Source organism: Paenibacillus sp. G2S3 (assembly GCF_030123105.1).
Lineage (GTDB): Bacteria > Bacillota > Bacilli > Paenibacillales > Paenibacillaceae > Paenibacillus_AQ.
In genome coordinates, this window is sequence record NZ_CP126095.1 from 5,335,931 (window position 1) to 5,357,947 (window position 22,017).

General features: G+C 45.8%; 15 protein-coding genes and 1 other annotated feature. All 15 genes read right to left on the bottom strand.

Annotated features, from left to right (window positions below; genetic code table 11):
* Positions 1-15: 15 nt before the first annotated feature.
* The 15 genes from QNH28_RS23545 to QNH28_RS23615 all read right to left on the bottom strand — a co-directional run bounded on the left by QNH28_RS23545 (position 16) and on the right by QNH28_RS23615 (position 22,015).
* A complete protein-coding gene (locus QNH28_RS23545) occupies positions 16-1,182 on the bottom strand; it encodes a GGDEF domain-containing protein (protein WP_283908769.1) in 1,167 nt (388 codons plus the stop codon).
* A 276-nt stretch (positions 1,183-1,458) separates the two neighbouring features.
* Positions 1,459-2,838, bottom strand: coding sequence for a UDP-N-acetylmuramate--L-alanine ligase (gene murC, locus QNH28_RS23550; RefSeq protein WP_283908770.1), 1,380 nt, complete (start codon positions 2,836-2,838; stop codon positions 1,459-1,461).
* A gap of 6 nt (positions 2,839-2,844) precedes the next feature.
* Positions 2,845-4,221 carry a bifunctional folylpolyglutamate synthase/dihydrofolate synthase gene (locus QNH28_RS23555; protein WP_283908771.1) on the bottom strand — a complete coding sequence of 459 codons (1,377 nt, stop codon included), beginning with the start codon at positions 4,219-4,221 and terminating at the stop codon, positions 2,845-2,847.
* A gap of 5 nt (positions 4,222-4,226) precedes the next feature.
* Positions 4,227-6,863 (bottom strand): valine--tRNA ligase, encoded by a 2,637-nt coding sequence (locus QNH28_RS23560; protein ID WP_076286506.1) that lies wholly within the window; start codon positions 6,861-6,863, stop codon positions 4,227-4,229.
* Between the two features lie 155 nt (positions 6,864-7,018).
* Positions 7,019-7,298, bottom strand: a binding site (T-box leader).
* 567 nt (positions 7,299-7,865) lie between these two features.
* Positions 7,866-9,239, bottom strand: a complete 1,374-nt coding sequence (locus QNH28_RS23565; RefSeq protein ID WP_283908772.1) for a LysM peptidoglycan-binding domain-containing protein — start codon at positions 9,237-9,239, stop codon at positions 7,866-7,868.
* Positions 9,240-9,598: 359 nt separating this feature from the next.
* Positions 9,599-10,534 (bottom strand): RluA family pseudouridine synthase, encoded by a 936-nt coding sequence (locus tag QNH28_RS23570; protein WP_283908773.1) that lies wholly within the window; start codon positions 10,532-10,534, stop codon positions 9,599-9,601.
* On the bottom strand, positions 10,531-11,832 hold the full coding sequence (hemL, locus tag QNH28_RS23575; RefSeq protein ID WP_283908774.1) for a glutamate-1-semialdehyde 2,1-aminomutase: 1,302 nt from the start codon (positions 11,830-11,832) through the stop codon (positions 10,531-10,533). Before hemL ends, QNH28_RS23570 begins: the two co-directional genes overlap by 4 nt.
* Positions 11,833-11,874: 42 nt before the next feature.
* The gene (gene hemB / locus QNH28_RS23580) at positions 11,875-12,873 is read right to left on the bottom strand and encodes a porphobilinogen synthase (RefSeq protein WP_042191201.1); all 999 of its coding nucleotides are present in this window, start codon (positions 12,871-12,873) and stop codon (positions 11,875-11,877) included.
* 325 nt (positions 12,874-13,198) lie between these two features.
* Complete coding sequence (cobA, locus tag QNH28_RS23585; protein WP_283908775.1) at positions 13,199-14,746, bottom strand: uroporphyrinogen-III C-methyltransferase; 1,548 nt, start codon at positions 14,744-14,746, stop codon at positions 13,199-13,201.
* Between the two features lie 5 nt (positions 14,747-14,751).
* Positions 14,752-15,705, bottom strand: a complete 954-nt coding sequence (gene hemC / locus QNH28_RS23590; protein WP_283908776.1) for a hydroxymethylbilane synthase — start codon at positions 15,703-15,705, stop codon at positions 14,752-14,754.
* A gap of 247 nt (positions 15,706-15,952) precedes the next feature.
* Positions 15,953-16,579, bottom strand: a complete 627-nt coding sequence (locus QNH28_RS23595; RefSeq protein ID WP_283908777.1) for a precorrin-2 dehydrogenase/sirohydrochlorin ferrochelatase family protein — start codon at positions 16,577-16,579, stop codon at positions 15,953-15,955.
* A gap of 26 nt (positions 16,580-16,605) precedes the next feature.
* A complete protein-coding gene (gene ccsA / locus QNH28_RS23600) occupies positions 16,606-17,433 on the bottom strand; it encodes a cytochrome c biogenesis protein CcsA (protein ID WP_076300727.1) in 828 nt (275 codons plus the stop codon).
* A gap of 5 nt (positions 17,434-17,438) precedes the next feature.
* Positions 17,439-18,836, bottom strand: a complete 1,398-nt coding sequence (gene hemA, locus QNH28_RS23605) for a glutamyl-tRNA reductase (protein WP_076286482.1) — start codon at positions 18,834-18,836, stop codon at positions 17,439-17,441.
* A 294-nt stretch (positions 18,837-19,130) separates the two neighbouring features.
* A complete protein-coding gene (locus QNH28_RS23610) occupies positions 19,131-20,357 on the bottom strand; it encodes a nucleotide sugar dehydrogenase (protein ID WP_283908778.1) in 1,227 nt (408 codons plus the stop codon).
* 20 nt (positions 20,358-20,377) lie between these two features.
* Positions 20,378-22,015, bottom strand: a complete 1,638-nt coding sequence (locus QNH28_RS23615; protein ID WP_283908779.1) for an asparagine synthase-related protein — start codon at positions 22,013-22,015, stop codon at positions 20,378-20,380.
* Positions 22,016-22,017 lie beyond the last annotated feature (2 nt).

Here is a 22,017-nt window from a genome sequence, read left to right on the forward strand (position 1 = left end):
AAGTATTCCTGACTCTCAGTATACATATCGGTATCTGATAACTCTATTTCTTCCCTCTTGTTTGGCTTGATATAATGCCTTGTCGCTTAGCTTGTACAATTTATTTATGGAGATCTCCGGATCTGGCATGATCGTAATTACACCTATACTAACTGTGTACCCCTGAGGAATTTTTTGAGTGGAAGCATTCATTATCGCCTCGCGAAGCGCTTCAGCTTTCTGATCACAGCTTTGTTCATCTACCCCACAGAGTATGACTGCGAATTCCTCGCCCCCTAGTCTGCCGAACAAATCGCCATTTCCGAGATTATCTTTAATCGTCGATGCGAAATCTTCCAGAACAATGTCACCGGTATCATGACCATAAGTATCGTTGACCTTTTTAAAATAATCCAAATCCAATAGCAAAAATGAGAAATGCTCCTGCGCTCGAACTGCCTTTTCAAGCTTCATCTCCGCTTCCTGAAGAAACGCCCCGCGATTTAGGATCGCCGTCAAATCATCATAACTGGCTATTCTTTTTAGTTTGACGAAGGAATGTTCATTTGAGAGTAGAATAAAACCGGCAGCCCCCACAATAAATAATAAATACATCCCCAGATAATACAAAGACTGCGTAAGATTTGTTGAGAACACATTCATTTCGGGCTCCCAAATTAGCGCAACAAGCGCCCGCATCAGCATAATCGCTGCAAATATATAAAATAATACACCTAAGATTTTTTGAAGAGGGGTAGCCTTTTTATTCACTGTTAGATGATAAGCCGGATAAACTACAAACAGTATAGACCAGAGTGAGGTACAGGCGATGCGCAAGTTGGAATGATTAAAAAATAATGCGATGATACTAAAACTGATTGCGCTTAATACCGAAAGAATGATGTAATATCGCTTGATTCTTGGCCCCAGTACTCCCATCATCAGCAGTAATGCTGTAATTTCTAGACAGCATCCCCCAAGAATCAGAGCATTGCTAAGCGGAATGGACAACGCATGAGGTAGATAATTCCACAATAAAATCGAACACCAAAAGAGTAGCTGTACCTCCTTTGAGCGGATGAACAAGGTGGAGGCTGTATCTTTAACAGCGGTACTTCGATAATTGGTTATAAGCAGCAATATAAATAAATTTCCGAACATAAACAAATAAATTAGTGTTCTAATTTCAAGCAGGGAGCTCATACGTCACCACCTATGCGAAAATAACCCCACAAATTGAGGCTTTGCTTCGATGCGTACTCAGGTACTTTGTCGGGGCCCAAATATAAGTTAAAAAATCGATCCTCTTCTGACAGCACTATAGCACTTTATAACTATATCAGTATATACGTTAACAATACCAAAAAACACTTCCCCCTAAGCTCCCTTCAGATGAACACAAGGATTATCTGAACGAAATTTGGGGGAAGTGCTATTGAAGAGAGAATATAAATATCCTCGAATTGGCCTCAATTTATACTATTGATGCTTCTTCAAACCGTCTGCCAGTGCGTATCCGACCTTCCAGATATCGCCTGCGCCCATCGTAATCACCAGATCACCTGGAGCAATACGAGGTGTCAAATCAGCAAGCACATCTTCTTTGGTTGGTAGATGTCTCGCGCCCGCATTACTGTTCTTAACGATAAGCTCAACCAGCTTCGCTGAAGTAACACCTTCGATCTGTTTCTCTCCAGCCGGAGAGTATATATCGGTGATGATGACTTCGTCGGCTTCGCTAAAGGCACGGCTGAAAGCATCTAACAAGAAGAACGTACGAGTATAGCGCTGAGGCTGGAATACTGCAATAATTCGTTTTCCTGTAGCCTTGGCAGCACTGATCGTTGCCTGAATCTCTGTAGGATGATGCGCATAATCATCAATGACCAGAATGTCATTGACTTCTCCGAGCACTTGAAAACGGCGCTTCGCACCATGGAATTTCACAATCGCTTCAGCGATTTTCTCGAAAGAAATCCCTGATTTCAAACAAGCGATTACCGCAGCCATTGAATTATAAAGATTGTACTGTCCGGGAACTGAGAGTTCAATCCGTCCAAGCACTTCTCCATTATGATTCATCGTGTAAGATACCTGACGATCTCCCAGAACGATATCAGTGGCAATATAATCCGCCGTGTTCGACTTGATGCCATAAGTAATCACCTTACCTGATACTTCAGGTAAAAGAGAAATCACATTCTCGTCGTCAGCGCATACTATAGCAGTTCCATCTTCGCGCGTTTGGTTCATGAACTGTACGTATGCAGCCTTAAGACGGTTAAAGTCCCCATCGTAATTTTCCAAGTGATCGGCTTCAACATTCGTAACAATCCCAAGCCAAGGGTGGTAATGCAGGAAAGAGCCATCACTCTCATCCGCTTCCGCTACTACAAACTCACCTTGTCCCGCCTTTGCATTCGTACCTACATTCATAATCTCTCCACCGATAATATACGTTGGATCAACGTCGCACTCTTCCATCACAAGTGCAATCATGGAGGAGGTGGTAGTTTTTCCGTGTGCTCCAGCAACGGCTACCCCTTTACGTTCATTCAATAAACGGGCTAACATTTGCGAACGATGCAGAATTGGAATCTTAAGACGCTCAGCTTCCACCCATTCCACATTATCACTAGACAAAGCCGTAGAGTATACGACTAGATCCGCACCTTTTACTTGTTCCGCTGTATGCCCGATATAAATCTTGGCACCTTTGGCAATCAATTTATCCGTTAATTCTTGGGCAGCCACATCGGAGCCCGTAACTGTATATCCCATTTCCAGCATTACCCGGGCAATCGCGCTCATTCCGTAGCCGCCGATCCCTATAAAATGCACACGTTCAGTAGTATCCAACAGTCGTCACCAGCCTTTTTCAGTATCGGGTTGCTGCAAAAGTGTACCGCGTACGTCAGAGATTAAATACAGCGTACCAGATACGACGGCAAGGTCATCCTCCGCTGTAATCGACTTCAGTAGCTGCAGCGCTTTTCCCCAATTATGTTCTACTATGATTGCCAAGTTTTCCTTGGCATATTTCTCCCGCAGACTTTCTGCGATAACTTGCAGATTCTCCGCGTCCATTTTGTTCTGGAAATCCGGTTCGGTCAGGATGAGCGTATCCACTATAGGCAGTATATGCTTAAAGTAGGATTCATGATGCTTATTTGACAGCATTCCCATAAGTAAATTTAATTTACCGTATTGATAGAGCTGAGGCAGACTTTTTGCAAGACTCTCCGCGCCTTCCGGATTATGTGCACCATCCAGTACAATCCTTGGAGACGTACTTACCTCTTCCAGCCTTCCAGCCCAGAATGCGTGGCGCAAACCATCAAGAACATCTTCATCCTCAAGCATAAAGGCCATATATTGACGCAGAACCTCAAGTACCATCATGGCAGCTGCCGCATTGCTAATCTGATGCTCGCCTTTCATTACGATCCCAAGTTCAAGCGAACGAAAGGGACCTTTGAAATGGAAAGTCTGCACACCCTCACGGATTCCATTTGCTTCATAACTAAAATCTTCTCCGGCAAGATAAAGAGTAGAGCGGCAAGCCGCTGCTTTCTCTTTCAGAACCGCCACGACTTCCGGCTGAGTTACGCAGCTAACAACAGGTACCCCCGTCTTGATAATTCCGGCTTTCTCCATGGCTACCTTCTCTAGCGTATCTCCCAAAATATCCATGTGATCATGACCGACATTAGTAATCACTGAAACAATCGGAGTAACGATATTCGTTACATCCAGCCTTCCCCCAAGCCCGGTCTCCCATACGACAACGTCAGGACAAGAGACGCCCGCAAAAAATAGAATGGCCACAGCTGTAGTTACCTCGAACATCGTAGGTGAGCCAAACTCCGTTTCCGAAATTTCTTGGACTAATGGACGAAGTTGGTTAACCAGCTCGACAAGCGTTTCTTCAGAGATGTCCGTATTATTATATTGGAACCTATTCGTGAACTTTGTAATATACGGAGACGTAAAAGTGCCTACTGAATAGCCGCTTTGTATAAGTGCACTAGTCAAAAAAGCACAAGTTGAACCTTTGCCGTTCGTACCCGCCACATGAATAAATTTCAGCCGACGGTGCGGATTTCCCAGCTTGTCCATCAACATCTCGATTCTATCTAAACCTGGCCGGATCCCAAAAGGGATTAGGCTCTTGATCCAATCAACCGCTTCGGTGTATGTCGCAAGAGGGGCGGTGCTTCCGCCCCGATTTAGGTCATCCATGTCTCTTATCCTCTCAGCTCTGCGATGCGGGCAAGTACTTTCTCACGTTTAGCAGAATAATCTGCCTGCTTCGCCCGTTCCTCTTCGATAACTTTAGCCGGAGCTTTGGCTACGAAGCCTTGATTGCTCAGCTTTTTCTCTACGCGTTCTACTTCGCTGTTCAGCGTCTGTACTTCTTTTTCCAGACGAGCGATTTCTTGTTCAATATCGATGAGTCCCGACAATGGCAGAAGCAGTTCTGCTCCTGTTACTACAGCGGACATTACCTTATCCGGCGTTTCCGGATTAAGGCCAGCTTCGAAAGAAGACGTATTACAGAAACGTCCAATGTAGTTGTCGTTACGAGTGATAATACTCAGCGTCTCTTCATTACCCGCTTTGATGATCAATTCAACCTTTTTGCTCATCGGTACATTCACTTCAGCACGAATATTACGAACGGCCCGGATTACATCCATCAGCAGATTCATTTCCGCTACCGCTTGCGGGTTCTCCAGAGCAGCATCATACTCCGGCCACGCAGCCAGGGTAATCGTCTCCCCTTCATGCGGAAGGTGCTGCCAGATTTCTTCCGAAATAAACGGCATAAACGGATGAATCAGGCGCATCGTGCGGTCTAGTACATAGGCAAGTACAGACTGAGTCTTCGCTTTGGCTGCGGCGTCTGATCCGTAAAGTGACAGCTTCGCGAACTCAATATACCAGTCACATAGATCGTCCCAAATGAAGTTGTACAGCTGGCGACCGGTCTCACCGAACTCGTACGAGTCAATTAGACGCGTAATCTCACGAGAAGTTTCGTTCAGACGGTGCAAAATCCAGCGATCAGCAGTACTTAGCTCACCCGAAATGTCAATATTCTCAAAGCTTACGCCTTCCAAGTTCATCAAAGCGAAGCGTGATGCATTCCAGATCTTATTGGCGAAATTACGCGCCTGCTCAACCTTTTCCCAGCGGAAGCGTAGATCCTGTCCAGCTGTACTTCCGGTAGAAATCATGTAACGCATTGCATCTGCGCCATACTTCTCGATAACTTCAAGAGGGTCTACGCCATTTCCGAGTGATTTGGACATTTTTTGACCTTCGGAATCCCGTACCAAACCATGCATCAATACATCTGAGAACGGTTTTTCTCCGGTAAATTCAAGAGCTGAGAAGATCATCCGTGCTACCCAGAAATAAATAATATCGTAGCCTGTTACGAGCACATCGTTCGGATAGTAGCGTTTGAAATCTGCACTGTTCTCATCTGGCCATCCTAGTGTGGCGAAAGGCCACAGATTAGAGCTGAACCAGGTATCCAGTACATCCTCATCCTGTTTCAAGTCGGTTAGACCACTGATCCGGCGCGCTTCTTCCTCGTCATTTGCCACAACCAATTCACCAGTAGACTCGGAATACCATGCTGGAATACGATGTCCCCACCACAGCTGACGGGAAATACACCAATCACGTACGTTCTCGATCCAGTTCAGGTAAGTTCTCTCGAAACGGTCAGGTACAAAGTTAACCCCGTTCCCATCCTTCTGTGCATTGATCGCAGCTTCAGCGAGCGGCTGCATCTTCACGAACCATTGTGTGGACAAGTAGGGTTCAACAACGGCTCCAGAGCGTTCGCTGTGTCCTACTTGATGCACATGATCTTCAATATTGATCAGTACACCTTGCTCCTTCAAGTCAGCAGTGATGGCCTTACGGCATACACTCCGATCTTGACCTTGGTAAGGTCCTGCTTCTTCATTCATCGTACCGCTCTCATCCATTACGTTTATCTGCGGTAAGTTATGACGTTGACCCATCTCGAAGTCATTCGGATCATGAGCTGGTGTAATCTTAACCGCACCACTACCAAACTCTTTGTCTACATAATCATCAGCGATAATCGGAATCTCACGTCCGATAATCGGCAGGATCAACGTTTTGCCGATCAGATCTTTGTAACGATCGTCTTCCGGATGAACAGCAACCGCTGTATCACCCAGCATCGTCTCCGGACGTGTGGTCGCTACTGTAATAAATCCGCTACCGTCTTTGAGCGGATAACGCAGGTGATACAAATGACCATTAACTTCTTTATATTCAACCTCGATATCCGACAATGCTGTACGAGCCGCCGGGTCCCAGTTGATAATGCGTTTGCCACGGTAGATCAAGCCTTTATTATAGAGCTTAACGAATACCTCGCGTACAGCTTTCGACAACCCTTCATCCAGGGTAAACCGTTCACGGGAATAGTCAAGGGAGAGCCCCATCTTAGCCCACTGCTCATGAATGGTGTTCGCATATTTATCTTTCCACTCCCACACCTGCTCCAGGAACTTCTCGCGGCCGAGATCATGTCTTGAGATTCCTTGCTCACGCAGCTTTTGCTCTACTTTTGTCTGCGTTGCGATACCCGCATGGTCCGTACCCGGTAGCCACAACGTGTCGAAGCCCTGCATCCGTTTCGTACGAATCAGAATATCCTGAAGCGTAAAATCAAGCGCATGACCAATGTGCAGCATTCCCGTTACGTTTGGTGGCGGGATTACTATGCTATATGCTTTTGCATCTGGACGCCCGCCTGCACGGAAATACCCACCTTCTGTCCAGTAAGAATACCACTTGGTTTCTGCTGATTTCGGATCATACGTTGTTGGCATTTCGCTCTTAGAGTCATTTGCAGCGGCAGCATCTGCCGCTGTATCTTGCAGGTTCGGCAACTCTGCCGCTGTTAGATTGTTTTGGTCAGCCATTCTCTGATACCTCCACTTAGTTACTTGAAGTTGGTTTCTAAAAAACAAAAAGACCCCTCGTCTCAAAGGACGAAAGGCCATTCTTTCGCGGTACCACCTTTGTTTCGCGCCAATGAAAAATAAACCTACACTTCTCTCACCCTACGGTTCAGAAGCTTAGCGCGACACTCGTACAGATAACGGCTGCTACCGGCCACATCCTAACTTATCTTTCCTATGAAGATAAGCTCAGAGGGGCGACTCCGGGGCGACTTCGGTGGCTGTATCCTACGGAATGTCACAGCACTTGCATTCCGCTCTCTGAAGGGCTGACCGCCTACTCTTCCCGTTCCCAGTCTTTACTTAGATATTGCTTACTTCATAATACATTTTGAGTCCCCCCTAGTCAACCTGGATAGGCTATTACAGCGGGACTTTTAGCGGAATTTCGACTTACACTTTCTTATATATGACAAAGGGACTTTCCCAAAAGTGCGAATGCTACTTATTGAGCAGCTGCTCTTTTTAATTAATTAGGGAAAAACCCCCTGATTATAGCCGATAATTGCTTTAAATGAATAGAATTAGGGAATTTGTCCCTAAAAAAAGAGGTAATTTCTATATTCGTAGGGAAATCAGCTGATTTTCAGGGAGAAATTCCTTAATTATCAGTCTATTGAGCAATTATCTCTGAATTATAGGGAGATTTTCCCTAATTGTTGTCGCAAACCGGTCGCCGAGAATGTGATGGGTAAGGTCGGTTAGGTGGGCGAGCACAATTCAAAGAGGTCAGATTCAAGGGCAAGTAAAAGCTCCTACATCTGACCCCTTTTTTTGATTTTTCAGAGAAAAAGAAGCCGTCTCTCAGTAAAAAATCTACTGTTGGGACAGCCGCTTTATTTAATCATGTGAGTACGCATTGTAATTCCATTACGGAATGTACAGCACTTGCCCTTCTTCTACACTCTGCCCAGACAATCGATTATACATTCCCAGCTCCCGCGCACTTAGCTGATACTTCTCTGCGATTGTATCCAGCGTTTCTTCACGCTGCACGATGCAAAGGCGAACCTTACGGAACAAGTTAGCACCATCTGCTCCCGTGATGAATCTGCTCTTCCACTCCGTATTATTTCCTACCTCTGGAATGATCGCTGCAGCCGATGCATTTCCTTCAGATAGGAGAGCCTCTTGTTCTTTACGAGAACGACTAGAGCTAAGTAATGAAGAGAAGGTGAGATGTTCTTTTGCGGGAACCTCTGCTTCTTTCTTACTTCCTAGCGCAATCTTAAGATCTTGTTTCTCCTCAGCATGTGGCACAGTCTCCTGAGAAACTAAGCCTTCGTTCGTATTATCATTGATCGGCTGCGCATTCTCTTCTTGTGCGTGAAGTTCATTGTTTGCCACCTTTTCAGAAGCAAATACAGCTATATCTTGATCCGCATCAGCATTAGCTGCTGGAACAGCGGTTTCTCTTGAAGCAAAAGTATATTCAGCCTCTTGCTCTTGATCTGCTTCACTAGTCTGGCTAACTTGATTCAGCTGATACGCCTCAGCTTCCTCATTCTGTGACTCAGCTTTAAACCAGTAATCCGCTATTCCAGCTTTGGAATCCTCTGTTTGCGAATCCAGACTATGCGTCCGAGCTTTCGCGCCCTTGTCCTTCTCATGAGCGGATGAGAAATTAACTATAGGGGACGAATGACCAGCTCCACTCGAGACCAGTGGAGCCTCTGATGCGTCTGCATTAGCTTCAGCATGCTCATGTTCTTCCACGGCAACCTCCGATGCATCCTCACCAAAGGTCCATTGTGAATTTTCATAAAGAGCATCAGTTTCGTGTTCTTGGTTCTCTGCAGATGCTTCAATTACTCTGTCATCACTGAGAGGGGAATAGGCAACTGTGTACTCTTCCTGCTGCCAGGTTGGTTGTGGTTGAGGCTCCGCACCACCGATTCCCCGTAGTGATAATACGCCTGTTATATTCACAGTGCGCATCGTGAGCAGATCGATATCAAAATTCTCGATCTCCACCCCAATATCTTCAATCGAGCTGACGCGTGTAAGCGGAACAGTGATTTCAACGGGAATGGCGTGCTCCAGACGCTGTGTTCGGTCATCTTCACTCCGATAGAGTCCGGTAAGCAACAGCTGACCATATAACTCGGCACGATCCTCCCGCTGAATCACCTGGATTTCCGGAAGTAGTTCAACCTCCTCCAGCTCAGCTATTCCCGGAAGCTCTTCCGATAGGTGAATGCGTTCATAAATATCAAACCGCAAGCCGTGGGACTGATCAAACACGGGATATGTCCTCCTTCTTGGCATAATCTAACCCTGAGACAGGCCCAGAGCATAAGCCCAAAATGTTACTCCCAACATGTATATGCTTCAAACAGGAAGGCATGACAACTTTGGTAGTACTAACCGGACGGGATGCTAATTATTTTCATAAATCTAGGGGCTAATCGAACCTATCTGCCAGCCAATAATGCACTACTCCGCATGAACAAATTATTATATGCTGCTCTTGCAAATAGGACATGGATAGATGTTTCTTTCTGAAAAAAGAGAAAATTATATACTCTACGAAAAATAGATAAAAAAGAACCGCAAAACCAGCTTTTGCTGATTCTACGGCTCTTAAGTTTATAACGTAATGATCAAGGTGCTTCAGCCAGCAGCTCCCGCAGCTGCAGCATATCCTCCGGCCACGGATCGCTCACTTCCAGTTGTTCACCGCTCCAAGGGTGGCGGAAAGACAGCATCTCGCCATGGAGCGCATGACGACCGGAAGCGCTGGAAGCCCAGACCGGGCCGCCATATAGCGCATCCCCATACAAGGGATGACCCATATGGCTGAGATGGACGCGAATCTGATGCGTCCGTCCGGTCTCCAGCTGCACATGCACCAGGCTCCCGCCAAGCAGTGCTTCGCATCCGTGGATTCGAGTCACGGCGGACTGTCCGCCGGGTGAGACTCTTCTCCGCGCCGCATGATGACGATCGCGCCCTATCGGCGCGTCGATCACTTTAAGCGTAGGCGGCACTGTGCCTTCGATGATCGCGGCGTAGAGCCGCGAAATGCTTTTTTCACGCATATTCTCGTCTAGGACAAGCTGTGCGAACTCATTCTTCGCGTACATCACCGGGCCTGTTGTATCCTTGTCCAGGCGGTGAATATGCCTTACAGCTACACTATCACCAGAGGCGACATAATGCGCAGCTACAAGGTGATCCAGCGTTACACCTAAGCCACTGCCATCCGGATGAACCGCCATGCCTGCCGGCTTGTGGGCAACCAAGCAAAAATCATCCTCATACAACACTTCAAGCTCTTCCCATACCGGTTCAATGCCGGCTTCACGATCCGGAAAAAGTGCCAATCGCAGTCGATCTCCCTTCCACTGAATGCCCCCCTCGCGGCGCAGACGCAGATGAAGCTTCTCAGGCATACCTACAGTTTCCAGCAGCCACTTGTCAATCGCAGCTTCAGAATCCTCGGCTCCCGTAATGATTTTGCCGGGGGTTACTTCCAGCCACTCTCCACGTCTAGTCCAAGCTCCACCACCGGTTCGTTCTCCGGCTCCAGTACTCAAAGAGCCTTCAGGGCATTATAGTGGCCCTCAATGGTATCATCAATATCCTGCTCACTATGCGCAGCCGATACGAACATGCCTTCAAACTGTGAAGGTGGCACGCTAATGCCTTGGCTCAGCATATGACCAAAATAACGACGGAAAAGATCCGTGTTGCTAGTCTTGGCCGTCTCAAAGTTAGTTACAGGTCCTTCCGTGAAGAACGGGCAGACCATCGAGCCCACGCGGTTAATCGTCAGCGGAACACCAGTCTCGATAGAATTCTTTTTCAATCCAGCTTCCAGACGCGCACCTAATTGCTCCAGACGATCATATACTTCCGGTGTCAGCAGCTTCAGCGTAGTGAGTCCTGCCGCCATCGCTAATGGATTACCACTAAGTGTGCCAGCCTGATAGATCGGTCCCGTAGGAGCGATTTGCTCCATAATCTCTCTTTTGCCGCCATAAGCGCCTACTGGAAGTCCTCCACCGATGACTTTGCCGAAGCAGGTAATATCCGGAGTAATGTTGAACAAGCCTTGAGCACAGCCACGATTGACACGGAATCCTGTCATTACCTCATCAAAAATAAGCAAAGCTCCATGGTCTGAAGTTAACTTGCGAAGTCCTTCTAGGAATCCCGGAAGTGGTGGTACAACACCCATGTTGCCGGCAATCGGCTCAACGATCACTGCGGCAATCTCACTGCCAAAACGTTCAAAAGCAACCTGAGTGGACTCTAAATCATTGTATGGAACTGTAATCGTATTTACTGCCACACCTTCGGGAACACCCGGGCTATCCGGCAAACCTAATGTGGCTACACCGGAACCCGCTTTAATAAGCAGACTATCCGCGTGACCATGGTAGGAGCCTTCGAATTTCAAAATTTTGCTGCGTCCCGTGTAACCACGTGCCAAACGAATTGCACTCATCGTCGCTTCGGTTCCGGAGTTAACCATACGTACGATATCTACTGAGGATACACGTTCGACAACCGTTTTTGCCATTTCAGTTTCAAGCAAAGTAGGTGCGCCAAAGCTTGTCCCTTTTACCGCGGTCTCCTGCAATGCCTTTACAACCTCAGGATGCGCATGACCCATAATCAGCGGTCCCCATGAGCATACATAGTCAATAAAGCTGTTGCCGTCGATATCATAAATACGCGAGCCGATCCCATGATCCACATAAATCGGAGTCAGACCTACGGATTTGAACGCCCGTACCGGGCTATTCACCCCACCGGGAATATATTGTTTTGCTTCATCAAAAGCCTTGCGGGACGCTTCTTCTTTACGCGCCATTGGCTCATTACTCATCTATCTTCACTCCTATTCTGTTCTTGGTCACACAGGTATAGATTAACCACGCAGCCAGCGCGCAGCATCTTTTGCAAAATAAGTAATAATAATATCTGCTCCAGCGCGTTTCATGCCAGTCAGCATTTCCAGCACAACGGCTTGCTCGTCAATCCAGCCTTGCAGCGCTGCTGCTTTTACCATGGAATATTCACCACTCACATTGTAAGCCACAAGAGGCAAATCGAACTGGTCGCGGATCGTACGAATTACGTCCAAGTAAGCCAGAGCCGGCTTCACCATTAACATATCTGCGCCTTCCAGCACATCGGATTCTGCTTCACGGAGCGCTTCGCGCAGATTGGCAGGGTCCATTTGATAGGTTTTGCGATTTCCGAACTGTGGTGCTGAATCCGCAGCTTCGCGGAAAGGGCCATAAAATGCCGAAGCATATTTGACCGAATACGACATAATCGGCACATGTTCAAAGCCATTCTCATCCAGTCCCGCACGAATCGCGTGTACGAATCCATCCATCATATTCGAAGGGGCAATAATATCTGCTCCAGCTTTAGCTTGGGATACAGCCGTACGAGTCAACAGCTCTAGCGAAGCATCGTTAATGACATCACCGTGTACCACACCATTTACCGTATGCGTATGCACCATCCCACAATGTCCGTGATCCGTAAATTCACAAAGGCAGGTATCTGCAACGACCAACAGCTCAGGGTACCACTGCTTGATCAAGCGAGTAGCCTCTTGCACAATTCCATCCTCTGCGAAACCGGAAGAGCCGATAGCATCCTTCGTTTCAGGAATCCCGAATAACAACACAGCCGGAATGCCTAGTGCGGCAATCTCGTCCACTTCTGCTTTTAAAGTATCCAGCGAAAAATGGTACACGCCCGGCATCGAGCTAATCTCATTCTTCACACCTGTTCCATAAGTCACAAATATAGGCTGTACAAAATCCAGCACATTCAGTACGGTCTCCCGCACCATACCGCGAATTCCAGCAGAACCGCGTAGACGACGGTGACGTGTAATTGGAAAGCTCATTGGTTCATCCTCCTGAAAATAAAATATATAGACACAACGGACATTTATAGTTTGCCCGTCTAACTGCCAGTTAGTTAACAATCTGATTTCATTGCAGAATGTGCAATAGAAAAGACTTAGAATGCTTCGAAATCATATTCTAATGCACTCTATACAACTGTTTGACTACTAGATGAGTCATTTTGTGCTTATACCCAGCTTTTGAGTGTAAAGAGTGCAGTAGAATTGAAATAGATTCTTAATTTAAGAGATTCTAATGTACAAACTACAACCAGTCTAAGGTTACTTATATTAATATGGCTATTGCTCACCTATCTCTATGAAACTACTTGAGCCTAGTCTCCGCATTCCAGCGGCAGAGTTCCTGCACCAGACTATTAATAGTTGCTTCTTCAGGTAGCAGTCCCGGGGTAAGCCCCGCTTCCACGGCAGTCTGCTCGGTTAATGGCCCGATGCAGGCTATTTTCACGTTAGCTAGCAATGGGAGTGGATCTTCGATCCCCATTCTTTTTAGAATGTGGATGAAATTGCGCACCGTTGAAGAACTAGTAAAAGTCACCGCGTGAACGCGCCCCTCCTCCAGCAGCTTCAACAGCTCGTCGTCATCCTCACCCGTCACAACCGTCTCATAGGTATCGACGTCTGTGACTTGAAGGCCAAGCTCTCTCAGCTTGTCCGGCAGCCAGTCGCGCCCCAGATCGCCGCGCGGCAACAGCACGTTCTGCCCCGGTAGCAGCTGGGGACCGAACGTCTCAATCAGACCTTCCGCCTGAAACTTCGCCGGAAGCTCCTCAGCAATCACCCCGCGCTGCGCCAGCGCGGCTGCTGTGCCTGGCCCCACCGCTGCAATTCTTGCGCGGTGAAGCCCCCGAATGTCCGCCCCCTGCTCCGCCAAGTGGCGCCAAAAAAACTCCACGCCGTTCGGGCTAGTGAAGAATACCCAGTCGTACGATTCCAGCGCGCCAAACGCCGCTGCAATCTTCTCCTTCTTCTCTGCGCCTTCAGGCATGACCGTCTCGATCACCGGGAACTCGTAGGGTTCCCCGCCGAGTTCCTCAATCATATCCACGAGCTCGCTCGCTTGGCTGCGAGCCCGTGTTACCACGATGCGTGTGCCGAACAACGGCATCGCCTCGGCCCACTTCAGCTGCTCACGCTGAAGCACCACGTCGCCAACGACGATGACCGCCGGCGGCTGAAAATCTGCCGCCTTCACCTTCGCCTCAATATCGGCGAGGGTTCCCGTCAGCGTCTCCTGATCTGCGCGAGTACCCCAGCGCACCAGCGCCACCGGTGTTTCTGGCGGACGCCCATGCTTGATCAGCTGGGCGCTGATATATCCTATTTTAGCTACGCCCATCAGGAACACTAACGTCCCCGTAGCATTCGTTACTTTATCCCAATGAATGGAATGATCCAGTTTATCTGGACTCTCATGTCCGGTGATAATCGACAGGGAAGAAGCATGATCGCGGTGCGTGACAGGAATACCCGCATAGGCAGGTACGCTGATCGCCGACGTGATGCCCGGTACGATTTCGTAATAGATCCCATTTTTGCGCAGCAGCTCCGCTTCTTCACCTACGCGGCCAAAAATCGTAGGGTCCCCACCCTTAAGCCGCACCACTGTTTTCCCTTGTAAAGCCAGATCAACTAACAATTGATTAATCTCTTCCTGCTTCATCGTGTGGCGATCCGGCAGCTTGCCAACATAAATCTTCTCGCCGCCGGGCTTCATGCATTTCAGCAATCTAGGACTTGCCAGCCGATCGTACACCAGCACGTCGCTTTTTCGAATACATTCGAGGCCTTTTACAGTAATCAGCTTTGCGTCCCCGGGACCTGCACCTACCAAATAAACCTTCCCCGTCAATCCCCTCATCCCCTAACGTCTGACAGTATCTTCTCCGCTCCTCTTGCGATCAGCTTCTTAGCGACTTCTTCGCCGAGCTGTACCGGGTCTACCCCAGTGCAAGTTTCTTTCAAAATCGTTGAACCGTCAGGTGTTCCCACCATTCCGGTTAAGGAGATTATTTTGTGCTCCGCGGTAGTGGCTTCCGCGGCTGCGTCAAGTACCGCATAAGCGCCAATTGGCACTTGGCAGCCACCGTTCAGCGCGCCAAGGAATGTGCGCTCCGCCGCCACCGTCAACGCTGTATCGGCGTCGTTGTATAACGCCAGCAGCTTCCGCAGGTCGGCGTCATCTGCGCGGCACTCGATGCCGAGTGCGCCCTGCCCTACAGCGGGCAGGCAAACTTCCGGCGGCAGGTACGCGCTCACGCGATCCTGCCAGCCCATGCGCGACAGCCCCGCTGCTGCAAGCAGGATCGCGTCGTATTCGCCGCTCTCCAGCTTGCCCAGCCGCGAGTCAATGTTGCCGCGCACGGGCTCAATGACCAGATCAGGCCGCAGCGCAGCTAGCTGGCTGGAGCGGCGTAGGCTGCTTGTGCCTACGCGTGCGCCCTGAGGCAGCTCGTCCAGCGAGACGCCTCCGTTAGAAATCAGCGCGTCACGCGGATCGACGCGCTTCGGCACAGCACCGTTGATCAGTCCTTCCGGTAGCTCGGAGGGCATATCCTTCATGCTGTGCACCGCCATGTCGATTTCTTCGTCCAGCATCGCTTGCTCGATTTCCTTCACGAACAACCCTTTACCGCCTACCTTGGACAAGGTGACGTCAAGGATACGGTCCCCTTTGGTAACAATCTTTTTCACCTCAAAAGTGAATCCAAAACCATGCTCCTCGCTCAGTCGCTCCAAATCCGCAATCACATGCCCTGTTTGCGTCAACGCAAGCGCACTCTGTCTACTCCCCACAATAATCTTACGCATTGTCCATTCCTCCTGATTACGTCTGCCTCTTACTCTTCACCGAAGACCGTATATAGTAATCCAAACTAACCAAAAGCTACTCCGCACTATTAAAAGGGCATTTTTGCCCTTCTTTCGACCAATCCCGCCACTTCAGCCCAATTCAACGGTACTTTTACCGCTTATTCGACCATTTCAGCCACTTTAAGCGTACTCATATCATTAATCTAACCTAATTTTGTAATCTTCACAGTGTCCACACGCACTTTTACTCTACCCGATGACTAGCAATCCAAGCATCCATATCCTCCGGGCTCCATGCAATAAAGCTACCGTTTTTCATCTCATTCAACACATCGAGCGCCCCAAGCTTCCGCAAAAGCCTTCCACGAACTTCAGCAGAAGATTCTGTTTCCTTAATCCGGGTTCGCATGGTATGTACAAAATCCAAATATGGCTCATACGCCGCATCCAGCGCATCTTCAAGCACACTTTTAATCTTCGCAGCCGCAAGCGGACCAGCACCCGAAGTAGATACAGCTACCGTCAAACGCCCCCTACGTACAACTCCGGGCGTGATAAAATTCCCCGCTTCCGCATGGCTAGCCACATTCACATGAATACCAAGTTGCCTAGATTCCTGTGCAACCTCTTCATTAACCGTTCTATCGTTAGTGGCTGCATATACGAGAAAGGCCCCACGGAGATCTCCGGGAGCATAAGGGCGGTCATGCCAGGTCATGAGACCCTTTTTCACTAGTGAGGCAAGCATATCTGTCAAAGAGGGACTAATCATCTTAACCACCGCTCCAGCTTCCAGTAGTCCACTCACCTTCCGTTCAGCCACGACACCACCGCCAATAACCACAACCTGTTGCCCTTCACAATTCAGCATTATGGGCAAATACCGAGTCATGCTCTTCACTCCCCGCTCCAACCGTGAAAACCAGATAAAGAATTCAACAAAAAATTCAAGATAATAAAAGCATATCCTAAAATCGCCCAGCGAGCCATACTTACTCCACTTTTCCGCCCGGATTTCTTAAAGATAATATAAAATATGTAAATTCCAAGGCCAATAAGTGTCGTTAGTACTTTTAAATCCTTCAATAATAGTGTCCGTCCCTCAGAAACAATAGATAAGCTAGCCACCACCAGAGAGATTGCCAGCAAAGGAGTCCCCACCAGAATAGCGGTGTAAGAATATTTATCTGTAGTCTCTAAGTTTGGTAAACGGCGAATTCGGTCACTCCATTGCTTGCTTTTGAGTCTGGTGTGCAGGAATAAGTACAATATTGCAAATACCGTCCCAAGCGTCAGTGCAGCAAAACTCAAATTGGCCAAAATCACATGCATCGTCAACCAGCCATACACCGAGCTCCAAGTCTCAAGCGTATGTCCCCCCGCCGTCAGCCACACCCGATTTAGGAGAAAAACACAGAATCCAGCCACACTAAGCAGCAGAATCGTAAACTCGCCTCCACGTGTGAAAGCCACCGCAAGCGAAGTCAGCACAATACTAAATGCAAACCAGAACAAGAAATCATAAGGTGTGAAAATGGGCAGTCCCTTCTCCTGAGAGAAACGAATCCCCAGTCCTGCAGCTTGCAAAAGACCCACAACAACAAGAAGCCCCGTGCCTAACCGCTTCCCACTCGGGTTGCGATAAAGGCAATCCGAGAAAACAAACAGCAGGCTCAGGGCATATAGCAGCAGAGCGGCATCATATATTCCGTTCAGCAGTTGCATATCACTCACCTACCCAACAGGCCTGCCGGAGCAAGCACCGTCTTAGGCACAGAAAAATCGCCGCTACCGGCAGTACGTTCTGTGGAACTAGACTGCTTAACCGGGGCGGAATCTCCGCCATCTGAATTGGATTCGAGCTGTTCCTGTAGCGCAAAGATTTTGGAGAAATAATCAAGGGCTTCATTCCCCTGCTTGCCACCGGACATCTCTTTAATTACATTGATTGGATCGTGCATCATCTGGTTCACAATGCTTTTGGTCAAACGACGGATCACCTTGCGCTGATGCTCGTCCAGCTCAGGCAGCTTATTGAACAGACTCTCCATCGTTTCCTCATGAATCGCATTCGACTTATCCTGAAGCGCCCGGATCACGGGTCTCACGCCTAGCGTCTTAAGCCACAGCTGGAACTCATCCATTTCCTCACCGATCATCACTTCAATCTTCGCAGCTTCACTCCGGCGCATTTCCAGGTTACTCTCCACAATGCCCTCCAGATCGTCAATATCATACAAAAAAACATCTGGCACATTAGCCGCTGCAGGATCAATATCACGGGGTACGGCTATATCAATCATAAAAAGCGGCCGCGAAGGGCGACGCTTCATAGCATTCGCTACCTGATCTGCCGAAAGTACATAGCCGTCAGCTCCCGTTGAGCTGATCACGATATCTACCTCATTAAGAGTTTTTAGCGCATCTTCAATCGTGCTCGGCTTACCCGAGAACTTCTCTGCCAGTTCAATCGCACGCGACAGCGTACGGTTAGCGACAATCACTTCAGCCGCACCACTACTATATAGATGCTTTACAGTGAGCTCGCTCATTTTGCCGGCGCCGAGAATCAGTACTCTTTTACCAGTGAACATGCCAAAAATCCGCTTGCCCAGTTCCACTGCCGCATAACTAACAGATACTGCGCTTTCGCCGATTGACGTTTCACTATGTGCTCTTTTGCCGAGTGTCACCGCTTGTTTAAATAACCGATTGAACCAAGTTCCAGTTACACCCTCAGCCTGAGCCGTGAGAAAAGAACTTCGTACCTGTCCCAGGATCTGCGTCTCGCCAATCACCATGGAATCCAGGCCGCAGGTCACGCGGAACAAATGCGCAATCGCCTGCTCGTCTTCATATATATACATATGCTGTGCAAATTGCTCGTTTTTCACTCCAAACCACTGCTCCATAAAGCCGCGGAGGAAATAACCTCCCATATGAAGGCGGTCCATGACCACATAAATTTCCGTACGGTTGCAGGTGGCTACTACGACCCCTTCCAGCACACCCTTCGTCTTCATCAGTTGATGAAGCGCTGCCGGAAGATCACTCTCCGCAAAAGCAAACTGTTCCCTAACCTCCACGGGAGCCGTACGATAATTCAGGCCAACGACGACGATGTGCATCGATAGTTCACCATCCTAGTCTCTATTCATTACTGTAATAAAGTTATATTAACGAATATTTTACATAATATTCACTTTCACAACATCTCAAAACACTGTGTTAAGTATATCACACGAAAATACGACTTTTTACAGATTTTTTGAACGCTTTATGAAATCCAGATAATAATTATTATAAATAAAAAACCGCAGGTTCGCTACGGTTAGGATGGGTTATTTTGTGATTAATTATTAGTTGGTGGGAGTGAGAAGGGAATTTAATAGCTACTAATTCATAAATTAAAGAAATTTATTTTATAGTTTATAAACATCGTTAAAATCACAAATATTTCTAGTATCTAAAATCAACTTACCTTTTAATAAATCCATATTATATTTTATATGTTCATGAGCAACCATAATAACAATTATCTCTATCTCATTTATAAAATCCTCGAAATTCATGAATTGATGTTCTACCATTCTTGTTTTTACAAAAGGATCAAACACTTTAACTCCAAAAGCTAAATGTTCATCCATTTTTTCTAAAAGTTGTAAGGTAGGACTTTCTCTTATATCATCAACATTTTCTTTATAGGTTAATCCATATAATCCCACTTTTGATGTATCTTTAATACTATTTGCTCTCATAATATCCCTAACTCTTCCTAATACATGTGTTGGCATTGCATCATTTGTCTTTCTTGCCATTAGTATCATATTAGTTAAATCTGGATAGTCCCCAACTAAAAACCATGGGTCTACAGAAATACAATGACCACCAACCCCCGGGCCAGGTTGTAGAATATTAACTCTTGGATGTTTATTCGCAATTTTAATGATCTCATACACATCCATATTGTCCGTACGACAAATTTTTGCTAATTCATTTGCAAACGCAATATTAATATCTCGATATGTATTTTCCACCACTTTTGACATTTCTGCAGATCTAATATCGGTAACTACAATTTCACTCTTGCAGAAACTTGAATATAGATCTTTAACTTTCTCTCCTATTTCCAGATCATCTACACCAATAGTTCTAGAGTTATATTCAAGTTCATGAATCATATTTCCTGGTATTATTCTTTCCGGTGCATGAACTAAATGTACATCTTCTCCTATTAAAAACCCTCTCATCTCTATCTCAGGCCGTATATATTTATCGATAGAACCAGGTGAAACTGTTGATTCAATGATAATTATTGAACCTTTTGCACAAATATCTAAAACACTATTAACTGCTGAGATAACATATTTAGGATCAAGTTTTTTACTCTCTTTAATATACGGTGTTGGTACTGCAATTATATAAATATTAGATTTATGATATTTCGTTGTAAATTCAATCCCACTAAACAGAGCTTCTCTAAAAAGTAATTCTAGCCCTTTTTCTTCGAAACTAAGAATTCCATCTTTTAAGGAATTCACTAATTTCGCATTGTAGTCAGTGGCAATTACTCTTACACCGCTCTTTGCAAACATCAAAGCTGTTGGTAAACCTATATACCCTAGACCAATGACAGAAATTTCTCTCATAATCATCCACTCCTTAAAAGTTATTTATTTCCATATAAAATTCTCCTCAATTTCACAGAACCATATTTTTTTTCTGACCACCAAATAGCATTCATCTGATGGAAATTTATAGTTTTATAATCTAATAATCTTTTGTTTTTAATTTGTTTATGTAGTAAGAATGCTGCTTTACTATAATTATTCACATCAAAGTAGTTCCATGAACTCCAACCGGTTATAAACGCTATGCGTACTAATAATATATAAACAAACCTTCTAGTCCGCTGTTTAAAACTTTTGTATTTTATTTTTGGTTTTGAGTTAACGAAACTAGGTTTTTTAAAATCAATTCCAAGAGGAATAAATAACTTATTAAATAAAAATTTTTCATAAATAAAAGAATTACGGCGAAATTCTGTTCTCAAACTGTAGAAAAGATCAACAAACTCATTATCCCATAAAGGCATTCTCCACTCCATCCCGTTGATCTCATACAATCGGTTGGAATTAACAACCCACCTAATAGGTCTACTATTTGTAAACCAAGCTTCATATAAACTCGTAAATGATTCGAAATCTTTCAACTCTTCATTCATATCCACAAGGAATTTCTTTATCTTCTTTTTTATATCATTAACTTTAAATTCTGGTATTTTGACAAATTTATAATGTTCATTAAAAATATAATTTACTAACCAATCCATTTCATATTGAAGACCATTTTCATCCTCTTTAGCCAATACAAAACTTCCAGCTGGTAAATCACCACAAAACCCTGTAACAACAACTGAATTTTGAGGGATTTTGTCCATCTCTATGAGTTTCTTAATAGCAGGATAATCCTGAAAGTGAGGAATAGTACAATAATTATGAGAATACTCCCCATAACTAATGCAATCTTTATCCAGAAGTTGATCCCATACTTTTTCATCATATTCGATATAATGCCACTCAAATCCCAAGATCTCTGCTACCGATTTAGATGTCTCAACCTCATAACTACCTATTTGACCGTAGGTATAACAAATTACCTTTTCATATCCCTTTTTCTTTAACATGGCGGCTATGTATCGTGAGTCATAGCCGCCACTCAAGGGCAATATTACCGTTTTACCCTCTAAAGATTCTATTAATCTATCAAACAGATTACTGCTTATATTACTAATTTTCTCGATAACGTCTTCAAATTTATAATCCACATATTTATGAGTATGCTTATAATAATATTCGAGGTGTATATTATTCAAATTAACTCTTAATATTTGTCCAGCTGCTAATTGAAGTATCATATTAAACACAGTGTCATTATTTTGTGAATAACCACATGATATTATTTCACACAACACTGTTTCGTCAGCATCATCTGTACTGATATTATATTTTTCTTTAAGGGTTTCTACAGAGTCACTTATAGATTTACCATCAGAAGTAAAAAAAATAGGGAATGAGCGCACTCGATCTACAACTGCAAAAGTTTCATTCCCCCTGTAAAGAACTATAGAGAAAAATCCATTCACACGTTTTACTATATCGAGCAAAGTTTCATAATCCTCAATTTCTGCGCAGAAATCATTCAAGTCGTTGTCTTTATAAAAAATGCCTTCGTAAAAAAAATAGCCTTTTGTTATCGTATTATTTTTATCAAACCACTTAAACCCTTTATTGTTATCAATAATCATAT

What these genes read in the sequence shown, in the direction of transcription:
- QNH28_RS23555 (WP_283908771.1), bottom strand. Translation starts at nt 4,221, where the DNA reads ATGGATGACCTAAATCGGGGCGGAAGCACCGCCCCTCTTGCGACATAC.
- QNH28_RS23560 (WP_076286506.1), bottom strand. Translation starts at nt 6,863, where the DNA reads ATGCCAACAACGTATGATCCGAAATCAGCAGAAACCAAGTGGTATTCT.
- QNH28_RS23595 (WP_283908777.1), bottom strand. Translation starts at nt 16,579, where the DNA reads ATGCTGAATTGTGAAGGGCAACAGGTTGTGGTTATTGGCGGTGGTGTC.
- hemC (WP_283908776.1), bottom strand. Translation starts at nt 15,705, where the DNA reads ATGCGTAAGATTATTGTGGGGAGTAGACAGAGTGCGCTTGCGTTGACG.
- QNH28_RS23615 (WP_283908779.1), bottom strand. Translation starts at nt 22,015, where the DNA reads ATGATTATTGATAACAATAAAGGGTTTAAGTGGTTTGATAAAAATAAT.
- QNH28_RS23610 (WP_283908778.1), bottom strand. Translation starts at nt 20,357, where the DNA reads ATGAGAGAAATTTCTGTCATTGGTCTAGGGTATATAGGTTTACCAACA.
- ccsA (WP_076300727.1), bottom strand. Translation starts at nt 17,433, where the DNA reads ATGCAACTGCTGAACGGAATATATGATGCCGCTCTGCTGCTATATGCC.
- QNH28_RS23545 (WP_283908769.1), bottom strand. Translation starts at nt 1,182, where the DNA reads ATGAGCTCCCTGCTTGAAATTAGAACACTAATTTATTTGTTTATGTTC.
- hemL (WP_283908774.1), bottom strand. Translation starts at nt 11,832, where the DNA reads ATGAGTAATGAGCCAATGGCGCGTAAAGAAGAAGCGTCCCGCAAGGCT.
- hemB (WP_042191201.1), bottom strand. Translation starts at nt 12,873, where the DNA reads ATGAGCTTTCCAATTACACGTCACCGTCGTCTACGCGGTTCTGCTGGA.
- hemA (WP_076286482.1), bottom strand. Translation starts at nt 18,836, where the DNA reads ATGCACATCGTCGTCGTTGGCCTGAATTATCGTACGGCTCCCGTGGAG.